Annotated in this window: 11 protein-coding genes; 3 read left to right on the top strand and 8 right to left on the bottom strand. The window is 29.8% G+C overall.

Annotated features, from left to right (window positions below):
• Nucleotides 1-67: 67 nt before the first annotated feature.
• The gene (locus ACSIGC_RS11610; RefSeq protein ID WP_442264986.1) at nucleotides 68-1609 is read left to right on the top strand and encodes an Rne/Rng family ribonuclease; all 1542 of its coding nucleotides are present in this window, start codon (nucleotides 68-70) and stop codon (nucleotides 1607-1609) included.
• Nucleotides 1610-1669: 60 nt separating this feature from the next.
• Here the strand turns inward: ACSIGC_RS11610 and ACSIGC_RS11605 are convergent, their stop codons facing one another.
• Genes ACSIGC_RS11605 through ACSIGC_RS11590 form a run of 4 tightly spaced genes read right to left on the bottom strand, consistent with a single transcriptional unit; the run spans nucleotide 1670 to nucleotide 7465 of the window.
• The gene (locus ACSIGC_RS11605; protein ID WP_442264985.1) at nucleotides 1670-3868 is read right to left on the bottom strand and encodes a patatin-like phospholipase family protein; all 2199 of its coding nucleotides are present in this window, start codon (nucleotides 3866-3868) and stop codon (nucleotides 1670-1672) included.
• Nucleotides 3865-5664, bottom strand: coding sequence for an excinuclease ABC subunit UvrC (gene uvrC / locus ACSIGC_RS11600; RefSeq protein WP_442267763.1), 1800 nt, complete (start codon nucleotides 5662-5664; stop codon nucleotides 3865-3867). The genes ACSIGC_RS11605 and uvrC overlap by 4 nt, the downstream gene beginning before the upstream one ends.
• A 47-nt stretch (nucleotides 5665-5711) precedes the next feature.
• Nucleotides 5712-6710, bottom strand: a complete 999-nt coding sequence (locus tag ACSIGC_RS11595; RefSeq protein WP_442267762.1) for a sensor histidine kinase — start codon at nucleotides 6708-6710, stop codon at nucleotides 5712-5714.
• 59 nt (nucleotides 6711-6769) lie between these two features.
• On the bottom strand, nucleotides 6770-7465 hold the full coding sequence (locus tag ACSIGC_RS11590) for a response regulator transcription factor (protein ID WP_442264984.1): 696 nt from the start codon (nucleotides 7463-7465) through the stop codon (nucleotides 6770-6772).
• 213 nt (nucleotides 7466-7678) lie between these two features.
• Between ACSIGC_RS11590 and ACSIGC_RS11585 the strand changes: the two genes are divergently transcribed.
• Nucleotides 7679-9808, top strand: a complete 2130-nt coding sequence (locus ACSIGC_RS11585) for a T9SS type A sorting domain-containing protein (protein ID WP_442264983.1) — start codon at nucleotides 7679-7681, stop codon at nucleotides 9806-9808.
• Nucleotides 9809-9899: 91 nt separating this feature from the next.
• Entirely contained in the window at nucleotides 9900-10523 is a 624-nt protein-coding gene (locus ACSIGC_RS11580; RefSeq protein WP_442264982.1) for a DUF6973 domain-containing protein, read from the top strand.
• On the opposite strand, the gene ACSIGC_RS11575 is transcribed toward ACSIGC_RS11580, so the two are convergent.
• From ACSIGC_RS11575 to ACSIGC_RS11560, 4 genes are all read right to left on the bottom strand, one after another.
• A complete protein-coding gene (locus tag ACSIGC_RS11575; protein WP_442264981.1) occupies nucleotides 10520-11659 on the bottom strand; it encodes an ATP-binding protein in 1140 nt (379 codons plus the stop codon). The two genes, ACSIGC_RS11580 and ACSIGC_RS11575, sit on opposite strands and share 4 nt — an antisense overlap.
• Before the next feature lies 1 nt (nucleotide 11660).
• Complete coding sequence (locus ACSIGC_RS11570; RefSeq protein ID WP_442264980.1) at nucleotides 11661-12533, bottom strand: aldo/keto reductase; 873 nt, start codon at nucleotides 12531-12533, stop codon at nucleotides 11661-11663.
• The gene (locus ACSIGC_RS11565; RefSeq protein ID WP_442264979.1) at nucleotides 12523-13278 is read right to left on the bottom strand and encodes an SDR family NAD(P)-dependent oxidoreductase; all 756 of its coding nucleotides are present in this window, start codon (nucleotides 13276-13278) and stop codon (nucleotides 12523-12525) included. Before ACSIGC_RS11565 ends, ACSIGC_RS11570 begins: the two co-directional genes overlap by 11 nt.
• A 138-nt stretch (nucleotides 13279-13416) precedes the next feature.
• Nucleotides 13417-14349, bottom strand: a complete 933-nt coding sequence (locus tag ACSIGC_RS11560; RefSeq protein ID WP_442264978.1) for a hypothetical protein — start codon at nucleotides 14347-14349, stop codon at nucleotides 13417-13419.
• Between the last annotated feature and the right edge of the window lie 66 nt (nucleotides 14350-14415).

The following is a 14415-nucleotide window of genomic DNA, read 5'->3' as shown; positions in this document are numbered from 1 at the left end:
TTACAAAATACCTGCTTAAAAATCTTAATCAGTCTTCGTATTAATCGTTGACACAAAATTTATTCAGATGAAAACAGAATTAATTATTCGTTCCAATTCTTCTGATATTGATTTTGCCTTATTAAGAGATGGTAGACTTGTTGAATTGAATAAAGAAACAAGCGACAACAAATTCTCTGTCGGTGATATTTTTCTAGCCAAGATAGGAAAAGTTATGACAGGTTTAAATGCTGCATTCGTAAATGTTGGTTATCCTAAAGATGGTTTTTTACATTATCATGATTTAGGTCCGCAAGTTCAATCATTAAACAAGTTTATTAAAAAAGTAAGCACGGGTAAATTTAAAGAGTTCACTTTAAAAAACTTTCGCTTTGAAGATGATATCGACAAAGACGGAGGTATTAACAATGTACTAAAATCAGGTCAAAATTTATTAGTACAAATTGTAAAAGAACCTATATCTACTAAAGGTCCAAGGATAAGTTCAGAATTATCAATCGCTGGTAGATATTTAGTATTAGTCCCTTTTTCTAACAGAGTATCAGTATCTCAGAAAATTACTGATAATAACGAAAAAGAGCGTTTAAAAAAGCTAGCAAAAAGCATTAAACCTAAAGGGTTTGGGCTTATTTTGCGTACTGTTGCTGAAGGTAAAAAAGTAGCAGAGCTTGATAAAGATTTACAAAATTCACTTAACAGGTGGAAATCTTTATGTAAAAGAATTCCAAATACAAACACACCAACAAAAGTTTTAAGTGAATTAGACAGAGCATCTTCTATATTGAGAGATGTTATGAATGACTCTTTTACAAGTATTGTAACAAATGATGAAAGTTTAATGTTAGAAATTAAGGAGTATTTACAAGAAATATCTCCTGAAAAAGAAAACATTGTAAAACTTCACAGATCAAACATTCCAATTTTTGAAAAGTACGGTATAGAACGCCAAATTAAAACTTCCTTTGGTAGAACCGTATCTATGAGTAAGGGAGCCTATTTAGTTATAGAACATACAGAAGCACTGCATGTTATTGACGTAAATAGTGGTAACCGCTCAAATAAAGCAAAAAATCAAGAAGAAACTGCTTTAGAAGTGAACTTAATTGCTGCTACAGAGATAGCCAGACAATTACAACTTCGCGATATGGGAGGAATTATAGTTGTTGATTTTATTGATATGAAGTCTGCAGAAAACAGACAAAAACTATTTCAACACTTTAGAGAAGTTATGGCTTTGGATAGGACAAAGCATAAAATACTACCTCCAAGTAAGTTTGGACTTGTTCAAATTACAAGACAGCGAGTTAGACCTGAACTCGAAATTAAAACACGTGAACCTAATCCTAACAAAAATGGAGAAGTAGAAGCTCCAATTGTTTTAATTGATAAAATTGAAGCAGAATTAGATAAAATAGTTAATAGTCAAACAGAATACAAAGAGATCACGTTAAATGTGCATCCATTTATTTACGCCTATTTAACTAAAGGTTTACTAAAATCTATTCGCTTTAATTGGTTTTTAAGACATAAAAAATGGATTAAAATTATACCTAGAGATGCGTATCAGTATTTACAATACCATTTCTCTTACAAGAAGAAAAATAAATAAGGCAATTTTCTTATTAAGAAATCAAAACCTACTTGATGTATTTCAGGTAGGTTTTTTATTTTAAAACCAGAAACCTAAGTTAAAAACCAAAAACTTATCGTCGTGATCAGGCGACCATGTATACTTTAACTCTATAGGACCAATTATAGTTTCTAATCCATAACCTATCCCATAACCAGATTTGGTGTCTTTTAAAAGCTCTCCTCTTCTAAAAACATTTTTTGCTACTCTACCATAGTTTGCAATTAAACTGATGTAATTCTTCTTAAAAGGTTGATATCGCAGATGAAATTCTGATTTTAAGAATGATTGATTTGACAGAGAAGAAATACCATAACCATAAAAAGGAATAAAATTATTGATATAATTTTGATTATACCCACCGATACGATAATCAAAAATTTCTGAATCTTCTTCTCCTAAAGTAGCTCCAAATTGATATGAATTTAAAAATGTAAATTTCTCCCAAAATGTTGTTGCATAACTAAACAATGCATCTACTTGCGAGTATTGGTTAAAACCTACACTACCATTTGCGAAATCTGTAAGGCTACTATTTCTATTCGACCACATAAACCACTTAAAATTCGCATTTACCAAAAATCCTTTTGTCGGAAACATGCTTTTGTTATAAGTATCTATGTTCAGAAAAGCAAAGGAACTCAAATAGTTACTGCTATCAAAAATTGTTTCTTCCTCATTTGTTAAAAAAGTATCGGAAGAAACTTTAAGATTTTTAAATTCTAACCCTAAACCAAAAGCCGTTCTTTTATTTAAAACTGTTTGAGCAAAAATTCTATTTGTAAAATCTCTATAGTTTACATTAATCTTATTTAAGTTATTTTCATTAAAGAGCACATCTGTTTCAAAAGAATTAAATCTCGATGAAACACCATAACTTAACAAAAAACCATTGTCTATAAAATATTGAAAATCGTAACGAACATCATCTCCAATGACTAAATCTAAAGATATTTCGTCGTTAGAAGAAAGTATTTTTTTCTGATTATAATTTAATAGAACTCCTGTCTTATACAATAAATCATAATGCACTCCTAAACTTAAAAAACTTTTTATATCATTCTCTTTTACAACAACTTCTAATTTTTTTCCTTTAAATGAATTCTTTAAAGTATAATCAATTCTTTGGAAATTTTTTGAAGCAGTAAGTGTGTTAACTTTTTTCGAAATATCTCTATATGAAGCAGAATCTCCTTCTTTCAATCTTAACTTACCTAAGATGTAATCTTGAGTATAATATTTATTTCCTTTAAGTATAATTCTATCAATTAAAAATTGCTTATCCTTATAAACAATTTCTTTTTTTTCTCTTTTTATCTTCTGTTTTTCAGCTATTTCCTTAAAAACTTTTAAATAAGGTTTTACCGATTTTACACCTGCCCTAATAATCTCACTTTTTTTATCGAATGAAACTACATTATAATCTTCAATATTAGGGTGAAGGTGAATATCTAGTCTTTTTACTTGTTGATCAGATTTTTTATACATCTGAAAATTTACAATCTGACTTAATAAAGATGCTACTGAAGTTAATTCTTCTCTTTTTAACAATGTTCCCTGCACATTAACTCCTATAATTATATCTAAACCTTTTTCTTGCATTTTATCAACAGGAAAATTATTGGCAACACCACCATCCATCAATAATCGATTTTCAACTTCAACAGGATTTAACAATGAAGGGAAAGATGCACTAGCTCTTAAGGCCAAAGGAAGCGAACCTTTTTCTATCATCACTTCTTCACCAGATTCAGTATCTGTAGCTATACAAAAAAAAGGTATAGGAAGTTTAGTAAAATCATCAACATTATCAACTGGAGCTAAAAGTTCTGTAAGAAAATTTAAAACGTTTTGTCCTTTAGACAATCCTAAAGGTAAGCCTATACTTCCGTTTTTAATAGGAAGACTAACTGCAGTTTTCTCTAAAAATGCTTTTTCGAAATACGATTTGTCTTCTCTAGAAATATTATCTTGAATTACTGATAAAAAATCTATATCAGTAATAATATGTTCTATTTGATCTGGACTATAACCAGAAGCGTACATTCCTCCAACTATAGCTCCCATGCTTGTACCCCCGATATAATCTATCTGTACATCAAGCTTTTCTAATTCTTTCAATACACCTACATGAGCAAAACCTTTTGCTCCACCTCCACTGAGAACTAAACCTACTTTTGGTTGCTCTTGAGCATAAATTAATAATGGTAATATTAATATTAGAATTAGCTTTTTCATTTGTCTTTTTTTGTATGGTAATAATCGAAAACTTTTTTTGCTCTAGCGTTTCCAACCACCTCTATTAACTCTTCTAAAGTAGCACTTTTAACTCTTTTTGCTGATTTAAATTTTCGTAATAAATTCGTTATCGTTTGTTTGCCTACGTCTGGAATTTGTTCTAACTCAGATTGAATTGCACTTTTGCTCCTCTTATTTCTATGAAACGTAATTCCAAATCGGTGTGCTTCATTACGAAGGTATTGTATGATTTTTAAAGATTCGGATTTCTTATCTAAATATAATGGAATACTATCTCCTGGGTAATAAATTTCTTCTAAGCGTTTTGCGATTCCGATAATAGCTATCTTTCCTCTTAATCCTAAAACATCTAAACTCTTTAAAGCAGATGATAATTGACCTTTACCTCCATCAATAACAATTAATTGCGGCAATGGTTTATCTTCTTCTAAAAGTCTTTTATACCTTCGAAAAACTACTTCTTCCATAGAAGCAAAATCATCTGGTCCTTCTACTGTTTTAATATTAAAATGTCGATAATCTTTCTTGCTTGGCTTTCCGTCTTTAAAAACTACACAAGCTGCTACAGGATTTGTTCCTTGAATATTTGAATTATCAAAACACTCTATGTGTCTTGGTTCTTTGCTCAAACGTAAATCCTTTTGCATTTGCGCCATAATCCTTTTTGTATGGCGATCTGGATCTACAATTTTTATTTGTTTGAATTGCTCTTGTCTATAATATTTAGCATTTCGTAATGACAAATCTACAATTCTTTTTTTATCTCCTAATTTAGGAACCGTAACCTTAATTTTCTCTCCTAAATCGAGTTCAAACGGAACATAAACTTCTCTTGATAATGAATTAAATCGCTGACGAGTTTCAACGATAAAAAGCTCTAACAACTCCTTATCTGATTCGTCTAATTTTTTCTTGATTTCTGTAGTATATGATTGTACAATTGCCCCATTCATTATTTTAAAGAAATTCGCATAACCATGTGTTTCATCAGAGATAATTGAAAATACATCAACATTATTAATACTCGGATTTACAATGGTTGACTTTGCTTGATAATTCTTTAATGAATCTAATTTATCTTTAATACGTTGCGCTTCTTCAAAATTCATATCAGCAGCATAACCCATCATTATTTTATGTAAACTTTCTAGGCTTTCTTTAAAATTTCCTTTGATGATATTTCTTATCTCTCTTACATTTTTTGCGTAAGATTCTTCATTTTGATAAGCTTCACAAGGTCCTTTACAATTTTTAAGATGATACTCTAAACAAACTTTGTATTTTCCTGATTGTATTTTTGGTTCACTAAGATCGTAATTACATGTACGAAGGGGATATAATTGTTTTATTAAATCTAATAGATTATGTACAGTTTTTACACTTGTGTATGGCCCGAAATATTCCGATCCGTCTTTAACAACTCTTCTTGTAATAAATATTCTAGGGAAACGTTCTTTTTTTATACAAATCCAAGGATACGATTTATCATCTTTTAGCAACACATTATACCTTGGTTGATATTTCTTAATTAAGTTATTTTCTAATAATAAAGCATCTGTTTCTGTATCAACAACAATATGCTCAATTTTTACAATCTTTTTCACTAAGACTCTTGTCTTTCCATATTCATGATTTTTAGTAAAATATGAAGAAACTCGCTTCCTTAAATTTTTTGCCTTACCAACATAAATAATAGTATTCTCTTTATCAAAATATTGATAAACCCCTGGTGAATTTGGTAACGTTTTTACTTGTAGTTCTAAGTCTATTGGCATATAACGAAAATACAATTTATTCAATTAAATTGTATTTTTGTTATAAATTAGATTGCTTTTTCTAAGGTAAAAGAAAATTCTGATCCTTCACCAAAAATGCTTTTAAGTAAAATTGTTTCGTTATGTGCTTCTATGATGTGCTTTACTATAGAAAGTCCGAGACCTGAACCTCCTTGTTCTCTAGACCTACTCTGATCTACACGATAAAAACGTTCAAACAATCTAGGAATATGTTCTTGTTTAATTCCTTCTCCGTCATCAGAAATCTTAATTACAAACTTGTTTTCGTTATACGATTCAACACTTGCAGTAGTAACTCCATCAACTTTACCGTACTTAATAGAATTTACAATTAAGTTAATTAGTACTTGTTCTATTCGTTCTACATCTCCTTTTACAAACAAAGGAAAATCATAAACCTTATCGAAAACTAACTGAATATTTCTCTTTTTAGCTTTCATTTCGAACAGATCAAAAACCGTTTGAATTAATTCAATAATATTAAAAGGTTCTATTTTCATTTTCATTCCATCTGTTTCTAATTTGGCAATCATATCCAAATCTTTCACTATGGAAGTTAAACGCTCTACACCTTTATTTGCTCTTTCTAAATATTTATCTCGGATTACTTTATCATTGGCTGCTCCTTCAATTAAAGTTAAGATATAACCTTGAACAGTAAAAAGGGGGGTCTTTAATTCATGAGCAACATTCCCTAAGAAATCTCTACGAAATGAATCTCTTTCAGTTAAATTAGCAATCTCTTCTTTTTTATCTTCTACATATTCTTGAACGGTTTTTGTAAAATCTTCAATATCTGTAGTAATTTTATCCCTCTTTAAATCTTGAATATCTAGAATAGAAATATCTTGATATAATTTCTTAACCCTTTGATATATAAAATGTTCTGCTCTGTACTGAATTACAAAAAACGAAATTGTAAACAGTAGTATTCCGAAGATAATAATAGCAACTAAACCTAACGATTTAAAAAATGACAAATACGAAAAAACAGCAATAACAACTGATATTACTGTTAAATACATCGCAGAAGTAAGTGCGTATCTATATGTTTTTCTTAGCTTATTCAATAATAAATTAAAATTTATTTATCTGTTTCTAAAACAAATTTATAACCAACACCTTTAACAGTTTTAAAGTGATGATCTCCAATTTTTTCTCTTAATTTTCTAATATGAACATCTATCGTTCTACCTCCTACTACAACTTCGTTTCCCCAAACACTATCTAAAATAGTTTCTCTTTTAAAAACTTTTCCTGGCTTAGATGTTAATAAAGAGAATAACTCAAATTCTTTTCTTGGTAATGTAATTTTTTCATCACCTTTAAACACTACATACTCATCTCTATTAATTAAAATATCACCAATTTTAGTAGTGGCTTCAGAAACAGTATCTGTTTTAAGTCTTCTTAATAATGATTTGATTTTACTAACCAATACTTTTGGCTTTATTGGTTTAGTAATGTAATCGTCTGCACCAGCATCAAAACCTGCCATTTGTGAGTAATCTTCACCTCTAGCGGTTAAAAAAGAAATTATAACATTTTCTAAAGGCTTAATATCTCTAATTTTTTCACAAGCTTCAATACCATCCATTTCAGGCATCATTATATCTAGCAAAATTAAATGAGGTGTGATTTTTCTAGCGATTTTAACTCCTTCAGCCCCATTAGTTGCAGTAAAAACCTGATAACCTTCAGATCTAAGATTGTATCCTACAATCTCTAAAATATCTGGTTCATCATCAACTAATAAAATTTTAATATCGTTAGTATTCATACAGTTATAATTATTGTGCTAAACAACCCAAAAGTAGCGATTAAATAACAAAAATAGTTAAAGAGACTTTAACTTAATGTTGATTTAATATTAATAATAATTTTTATGTAAATAGTAAATATAAAACGCTTAACATTAAATTAATCTAAAAAAACTAACAAAAAGTCAGATAATTCCCTAATTTTGAGAGCATTTTTTTTAAAACGGGATAATATGAAAAAAAATTACTTTTTAACTTTTTTACTAACTTTTTTATTTAGTTCTGCTTTTTCTCAGGACTTAATTATAACTGGAGCTATTGATGGCCCTTTACCTTCAGGTGCTCCAAAAGCTATTGAATTATATGCAGTAAATAATATTGCTGATTTAAGTATTTATGGCATTGAATCCACAACAAATGGTGCCGCTGCGGCTGGAGTTGAGTATACATTTCCTGCTGATGCGGTAACAGCCGGTACATATATTTACTTATCCTTTGAAGATACACTTATTAATCAATATTTAGGAATAACTCCTCAATATGTTGATAATGTAATAAACGTAAATGGGGATGATACTGTGATTTTGTATAAGAATGGAACAATAGAAGATCTATTAGGAAGAATTGGCGAAGATGGTACTGGTAAAGATTGGGATTATGTTGATGGATGGGCATACAGAAAAGACGGGCAAGGACCAAGTGCTACTTTTGATCCAAATCAATGGACATTTAGTGGACCAAATGCTGTTGATGGATGTGATAAAAGTGATGATTCTGGAATAAACACTGACTGTTCTTCTGTATTTCCTGTTGGAACATACACAGCCACAGCTTCTTCGACACCTTCATTAACAATCAGTTCTCCTTCAAACGGATCTACAATATCTTTTACAGATATGGCAACAGTTAAGTTTTCAGTAAGTAATTTCAACATTGCTGCTGGTAGTACAGGAGACGGTTATATAAAGTGGACATTAAATAGTGTAGCTCAAGCTGATAAATTTGATACTGATGACATTACTTTTGCCACTACAGGTGGAACAACTTATGAAGTATTTATGGAGTTAGTTGATAATGCTGGAAATGCTTTATCAACTCCTGTTAATCAAACAATTTCTTTTACTGTAGGACTTCCTTGTGACATTCAAATCAGTACGATCACAACATCATGTGTTGCAGAAACTTCTGGTATAGACACTTACAATGTTTCTATTGATTTCACAGGAGGAGGAACCTCAACTTATATGTTAACAACTGACAATGGAACAATAGGAGGAGATAATCCTTCAATGATGGCAACAGGAACAATTACTATCTCTGGAATAACCGAAGGAACAAATATTATTTTTACTGTTAAAGGAGATACTAGCAATAGTAGTTGTGATTTTACGAGAAATATTTCAAGTCCAACTTGTAAAGGTTTACCTTTTATTGAAACCTTTGATTATGCTGATGCCTCTGTTTTATCTGATCAAGCTGACTGGGAAAGTGCTAACTCCGGAGACGATATAGTTACTACTACAGGTAGTTTAACTTATAGTGGATTAAAGCCTTCTGAAGGGAATAAAATTACGTTTAATGGGTCTGGGGCTGAATCCTTTACTAAATTTACTGATGTATCCTCAGGTACAGTATATAGTTCTTTTTTATTAAAAGTTTCTGCTTTCCAAACTGGCAGTAATCCTGATACTACAGATGGTGGGTATTTTGCTGGTTTAGCTGCAGGTACATCATCTTATGATGCTAGATTATGGGTTAGACCGAATCCAGATACTAGCGGAACTACATTTGATATTGGTTTTGGACCAGAAAGTTCAAATCCACCTTTTACAACATCTACTTATAATTTAGGGGACGTATTATTTATCATAATGGCTTACGATTTAGATAATGATGTTGTAAGCTTATGGATTAATCCAGATGCTGCAACTTTTGAAGGAGCTGCACCTACTCCAGATTTAGGAGGAAATGACACTAATGCTCCATCTTCTATTAATACTTTTATTTTAAGACAGGATTCAACAAATGAAACTCCTACTATTGAAATTGATGAATTAAGAATAGCTAAAACTTGGGCTGAAGTTACACCTAAAGATAATTCCACAGCTTCAGTAATAGAAAATGAAATAGATGGTTTTGGAGTGTATCCTAACCCTACAAATAACAAAACATTCACACTTACTTCTGCTTCAGTTGATGTAAAAGACATTCAAATCTTTAACATGATTGGTAAAAAAGTATACGAGACTTCTGTTTCAGGAACTAAAAAAGATGTAAATGTTTCATCTATTAGTTCAGGAATGTATATCTTAAAAGTAGTAGAGTCTAATAAAGTAGCTACACAAAGATTAATCATTAAATAATGAATTATACTTTATAATATATTGTTGGTAAAAAGAGAGGTTAAAAAACCTCTCTTTTTTCATTTATAAAAAACATAGTATCTTTCTTATCATGAAAAAAGTTTTCTTTATAATTCTTGGTTTATCTGTAAATTTTGGATTTTCTCAATCTAACTACAAAAAATTCAAAAAGCTTTCTTCTCCTAAAAAATGGTGGGTTATTTTTCATCCTTTTAAAGCAAAAAAAGCTTTGGAAATTTCTAAAGAAGCAAATCGAGTTTCAGATAGTATTCGAAAAACTAATTTATTAGATGGTGATCATGCTGGTGGACAAGTAGATGCTTTTAGACACGCATATTGGATGGCAAGATTACGTCAGGAAATCGGAAAATCTGCGGCAAGATCTCTTGGAAAAGCACACGAAAAAGAAAATTACTTAATGTATAAAAAACGTAAATTAGAGGAAGGTGTTGTGCCTGATAAAATCTCTTCTGAAATGGATTTGTACAACAATGAAATTGGACTTACTTTAACTATAAAAAACTGCAAAACCCCAAAAAACGGACTCATTTATAAAGTTATTAATACTCTTAATAAAGGTAAAATGAAAATGATTAAGAAAAACAAAAGGGGAGAATTTTTAACTTGCGAAGGAAAAGTAATTAAACCTAATTCTTTGAAAGGCAAGTGGAAAAACAATAAATGTTTGGTTAATTCTGACTACAAAAGAAATTAATGATACTTTACTTTTCTAAGCACTCTATTTACTTCTTTATACTTAATGTATGTTGTTTTATCTTCTAAATTCTTAATATAATCTTTAGCTTTTTCTAATTGTTCTCTAGCATCTAAAAACCCATTTAAGTAACAGATTAAATAGTTGTTTGGTAAACGATATACATCTTCATGCTCTGTTACAGATAAAGGAATATTGTTTTCAATATTATTAACTATATTATTACTATTCTCATAAATATGATTAATAATCTTACTGTCGTAAGTTGGAGGCTCAAATAAAAACTCTTTTATAATATCTAACTTTCCATTGTTTTTAAAATGAACAATTGTTTTCTCTAACGGAAATTTTACCTCGTTTCTTTCTAAACCTAAAGTTATATATTCAATAATTATAAAAGAATGATGGTTGATTTTGATTTTTACTTCATCTAATGCTGAATAGAAAAGCTGTACTTGCTCATTGATCAATTCAATATCAACTCTAGAATAAAACTCTTCTTCGTTTACCATTGTTTTTTTTCCTGCCCAACATAAAACAAACTGTTCCTTAAAAACTTTATATTTTGGATGATATTCATCTTTATGTCTATTAAAAAAATCGAAAACTCCATCGAGTGTTAGTTCAATATTATTTCTAGCATTTTTCTCAATAGACTCTACAATTTCTCTATTACTATTGGGTAATTTAAATTCTTCCAGTAATGGCATCGAATTACTTCCTCTTCTGTAAAAGACAGTTCCTCTAGGATATTTCCATACAAACTTAGATAAATGAGAAATTTTCTCTTTAGGGTGAATGGTAACTAATCCGACAACTTTATATCGAGGTAAACCTGGAAAAGGTATGTTTTCGTATTGAATATTGGGTGGATTTACTAAATAGGCGTTAACTAAATTTTGAATTTTACTATCATCAAAAAAATCGACCCCTATAACTTCGTTGTCTTCATCACGAATACCAATTAAGATATACGAATTGTTCTCTGGATTAGAATTAGATAAAGCACAAATATGTTTTATAAATTTTGCTTTTCCTTCTTTACTACCTAATGAAAGTTTTTGTTTTTTATCGTAAAAACTGTTTTCATCATTATGAGAAAGTAAATTCTTTATTAGCAACCTTTTATTAATCATACTAGGCTACTTTATGCCCTCTACTAGCTTCATAAAGAACAAACCAATCTTGTAAATTTAGATTAATTTGTAAAGCCTGATTTGACATTTTTATTCTTTCTTTATTCGATGTACCAATAACCGGAGCAACATTACATGGGTGTTTTAAAATCCAAGCTAATAATAACTGATCACTTGTTGCATTATACTTCTCGGACATTGGTTTTAAGACCTGTTTAATTCTCTTTGCTTGTTCAGTTTCCAAATTAAAAAAACTTCCCAAAGGACTCCAACTCATCACTTTCATATCTTCTTTAATTAGGTAATCTAAAGTACCTTGATCTATTGCTGAGTTTTGAACCAATGAAAACTCTAATTGATTACATGTTAAAGCTGTATCTTTTTTTAGCAATTCCATCTGACTAGAATTAAAGTTTGAAACCCCGAAATCAATAATTTTTCCTTCTTTCTGAAGCTTAACAACTGCCTCGTTAATTTCTTCAGATTGCATTAAAGGACTTGGTCTGTGTAATAGTAAAACATCTAAATAATCTGTTTTCAAATTCTTTAACGATTGTTCTACACTCCAAATGATATATTCTTTAGAATAATCGTAATGTTTTATCTTATTTTCATTTCTTTCTTCTGTAATATATTGTATTCCGCATTTAGATATTAATTGAACTTGTTCACGTTCTAGACCACTTTCAGCAAATGCTTTTCCAAAAGCTGCTTCAGTAGTATAACCTCCGTAGATGTCTGCATGATCGAAAGTGATATTTCCTTCTTCAACACAAAAATATATAAGATCAACCATCTCTTTAGTTGAAAAATTTTTCCCCCATACACCCCAAGACATACACCCTATAATTATGTCTGAAAGTTTAGTCTTCATTCTTATTTAACATTGTAGCACTTGCTTGTGCTGTTGGATAAACAATTAAATCTTCGATATTTACATGATACGGCCTTGTTACTACAAAATGAATAATATCTGCAATATCTTCAGCTTGAAGTGCCTTGTAACCTTTATAAACTTGTTTTGCTCTTTCAGAATCTCCTTTAAAACGAACATCAGAAAATTCAGTTTCTACCAAACCAGGATGAATTCCACTGACACGAATATTATATTTATTTAAATCTAATCTCATTGATTTATTTAAAGCATTAACCGCAAATTTTGAAGCACAATATACATTTCCATTAGGATACACTTCTTTCCCAGCAATAGATCCAATATTCACAATAAAACCTTGATTTCTTTCTATCATTGTTGGAAGTATAGCTTTTGAAACATATAACAAACCTTTTACATTTCCATCAATCATTGCATCCCAATCATCTAAACTTCCTTCTTGAATAGAATGTAAGCCATGTGCATTTCCTGCATTATTAATTAAAATATCTATTGCTTTAAATTCTGAAGGGAGACTTTCAATAGCTTTAAAAACATCTTTTCTAAAACGAACATCAAATTGTAGTGTATGTACTTTGGTTTGTTTTGATAAATCTTCTTCTAATCTTTTTAATTTTTCTGATCTTCTGCCACACAAAATTAAATTATAATTCTGTTTTGCAAATAAATAAGCACAAGCTTTACCTATTCCAGATGTAGCACCAGTAATTAATACGGTTGACATAAATTTTATTATTTACTATAAAAATAAAGATTTTAATGTAAACCTTATATTATATAAAGAGAAAACCGCCCTCTGAGGGGCGGCATCTCTAATTGGCTATTTTGAGAAATAACCAACCAAAAATCAACTAACCAAACTTTATTTTAATATTTTTCTTGTAATTTCTTTTCTTTTTATTTTAGTACGTTTTCTATTACTATTCCTTACTGGTTTTTGAGAACCTTTTACTTCTTTTCCTTTTAAGAACTGAATATATCCTCTACCTTTAAATACATATGTTGTTTCTGTAGTGATATGGAATAATTCTATTTCGCCATCATTAACAACGCTTAACTCGAACTCTTCAGTATCTCCTCCATCATAATTTAGTGTTAAAAACTTAACATCGTTGTAATCTCTTATATCATCTATTGTATAACCTCCCGTAAAGTCCCAATTGATAGAAGCAACATTTGTGCCAAAATCATCATGAGATGAGTAAAAAGTTGTGTTATTTTCTGGAGTAAATTGTAAAAAATGTTCAGCATCAAATGGATTTGGTACTCCATCTCTTGTTTCTATTCTTTCCCAAGCAATATATTCTTGTAAAAAGAACTCAATATTGTCATAAAATAACATATCATAATCAAAATTATTTCTCTGATACCCTACTAAAAAATAACTCACATTATTATTTAAATCATTTAATCGGATTTCATTATTACTTAATTCTATCACTTCAAAACTGTAATTTCCGTCTTGTGTATGAAAAGTTTCAATAACTCCATCATCAAAAGTTCTATAACTTCCTACATTAATTCCTAAACCATTTCCTGTTCTTCCTATATCTACAATATTATTATTTGCATACATATTCCCATTTAAAAAAGAAACAGTAAATGCTTTTGATAAAAACGGAATTTCTGCACTTCCTTGTGTTCTATGAAAATCTACATACCATAAATCATAACCTGAAACAATTGCTTCAGTAGGCACAAAATTATCTACAATGATTTCGTCGTTTCTTACAACACAAGAAGTTAAAGTTGTGGCGGCTACAAATAGCGTTAAAAGTAATTTTACTGTTTTCATAAGTTTAAGTTTTACGGTTACATAGAGATAATTTCAAAATACGTGCCAAAAAAATAAAGCCACTCT

The organism is Tenacibaculum aquaeponti (assembly GCF_052084715.1).
GTDB lineage: Bacteria > Bacteroidota > Bacteroidia > Flavobacteriales > Flavobacteriaceae > Polaribacter.
This window is presented reverse-complemented; position numbering and strand designations above follow the sequence as displayed.

Bases quoted from the DNA above. Each gene is read 5' to 3' on its own strand.
- ACSIGC_RS11570 (WP_442264980.1), bottom strand. From the start codon at position 12,533: ATGAAGACTAAACTTTCAGACATAATTATAGGGTGTATGTCTTGGGGT.
- ACSIGC_RS11560 (WP_442264978.1), bottom strand. From the start codon at position 14,349: ATGAAAACAGTAAAATTACTTTTAACGCTATTTGTAGCCGCCACAACT.
- ACSIGC_RS11595 (WP_442267762.1), bottom strand. From the start codon at position 6,710: ATGTATTTAACAGTAATATCAGTTGTTATTGCTGTTTTTTCGTATTTG.
- ACSIGC_RS11575 (WP_442264981.1), bottom strand. From the start codon at position 11,659: ATGATTAATAAAAGGTTGCTAATAAAGAATTTACTTTCTCATAATGAT.
- ACSIGC_RS11590 (WP_442264984.1), bottom strand. From the start codon at position 7,465: ATGAATACTAACGATATTAAAATTTTATTAGTTGATGATGAACCAGAT.
- ACSIGC_RS11610 (WP_442264986.1), top strand. From the start codon at position 68: ATGAAAACAGAATTAATTATTCGTTCCAATTCTTCTGATATTGATTTT.
- ACSIGC_RS11605 (WP_442264985.1), bottom strand. From the start codon at position 3,868: ATGAAAAAGCTAATTCTAATATTAATATTACCATTATTAATTTATGCT.
- uvrC (WP_442267763.1), bottom strand. From the start codon at position 5,664: ATGCCAATAGACTTAGAACTACAAGTAAAAACGTTACCAAATTCACCA.
- ACSIGC_RS11585 (WP_442264983.1), top strand. From the start codon at position 7,679: ATGAAAAAAAATTACTTTTTAACTTTTTTACTAACTTTTTTATTTAGT.
- ACSIGC_RS11565 (WP_442264979.1), bottom strand. From the start codon at position 13,278: ATGTCAACCGTATTAATTACTGGTGCTACATCTGGAATAGGTAAAGCT.
- ACSIGC_RS11580 (WP_442264982.1), top strand. From the start codon at position 9,900: ATGAAAAAAGTTTTCTTTATAATTCTTGGTTTATCTGTAAATTTTGGA.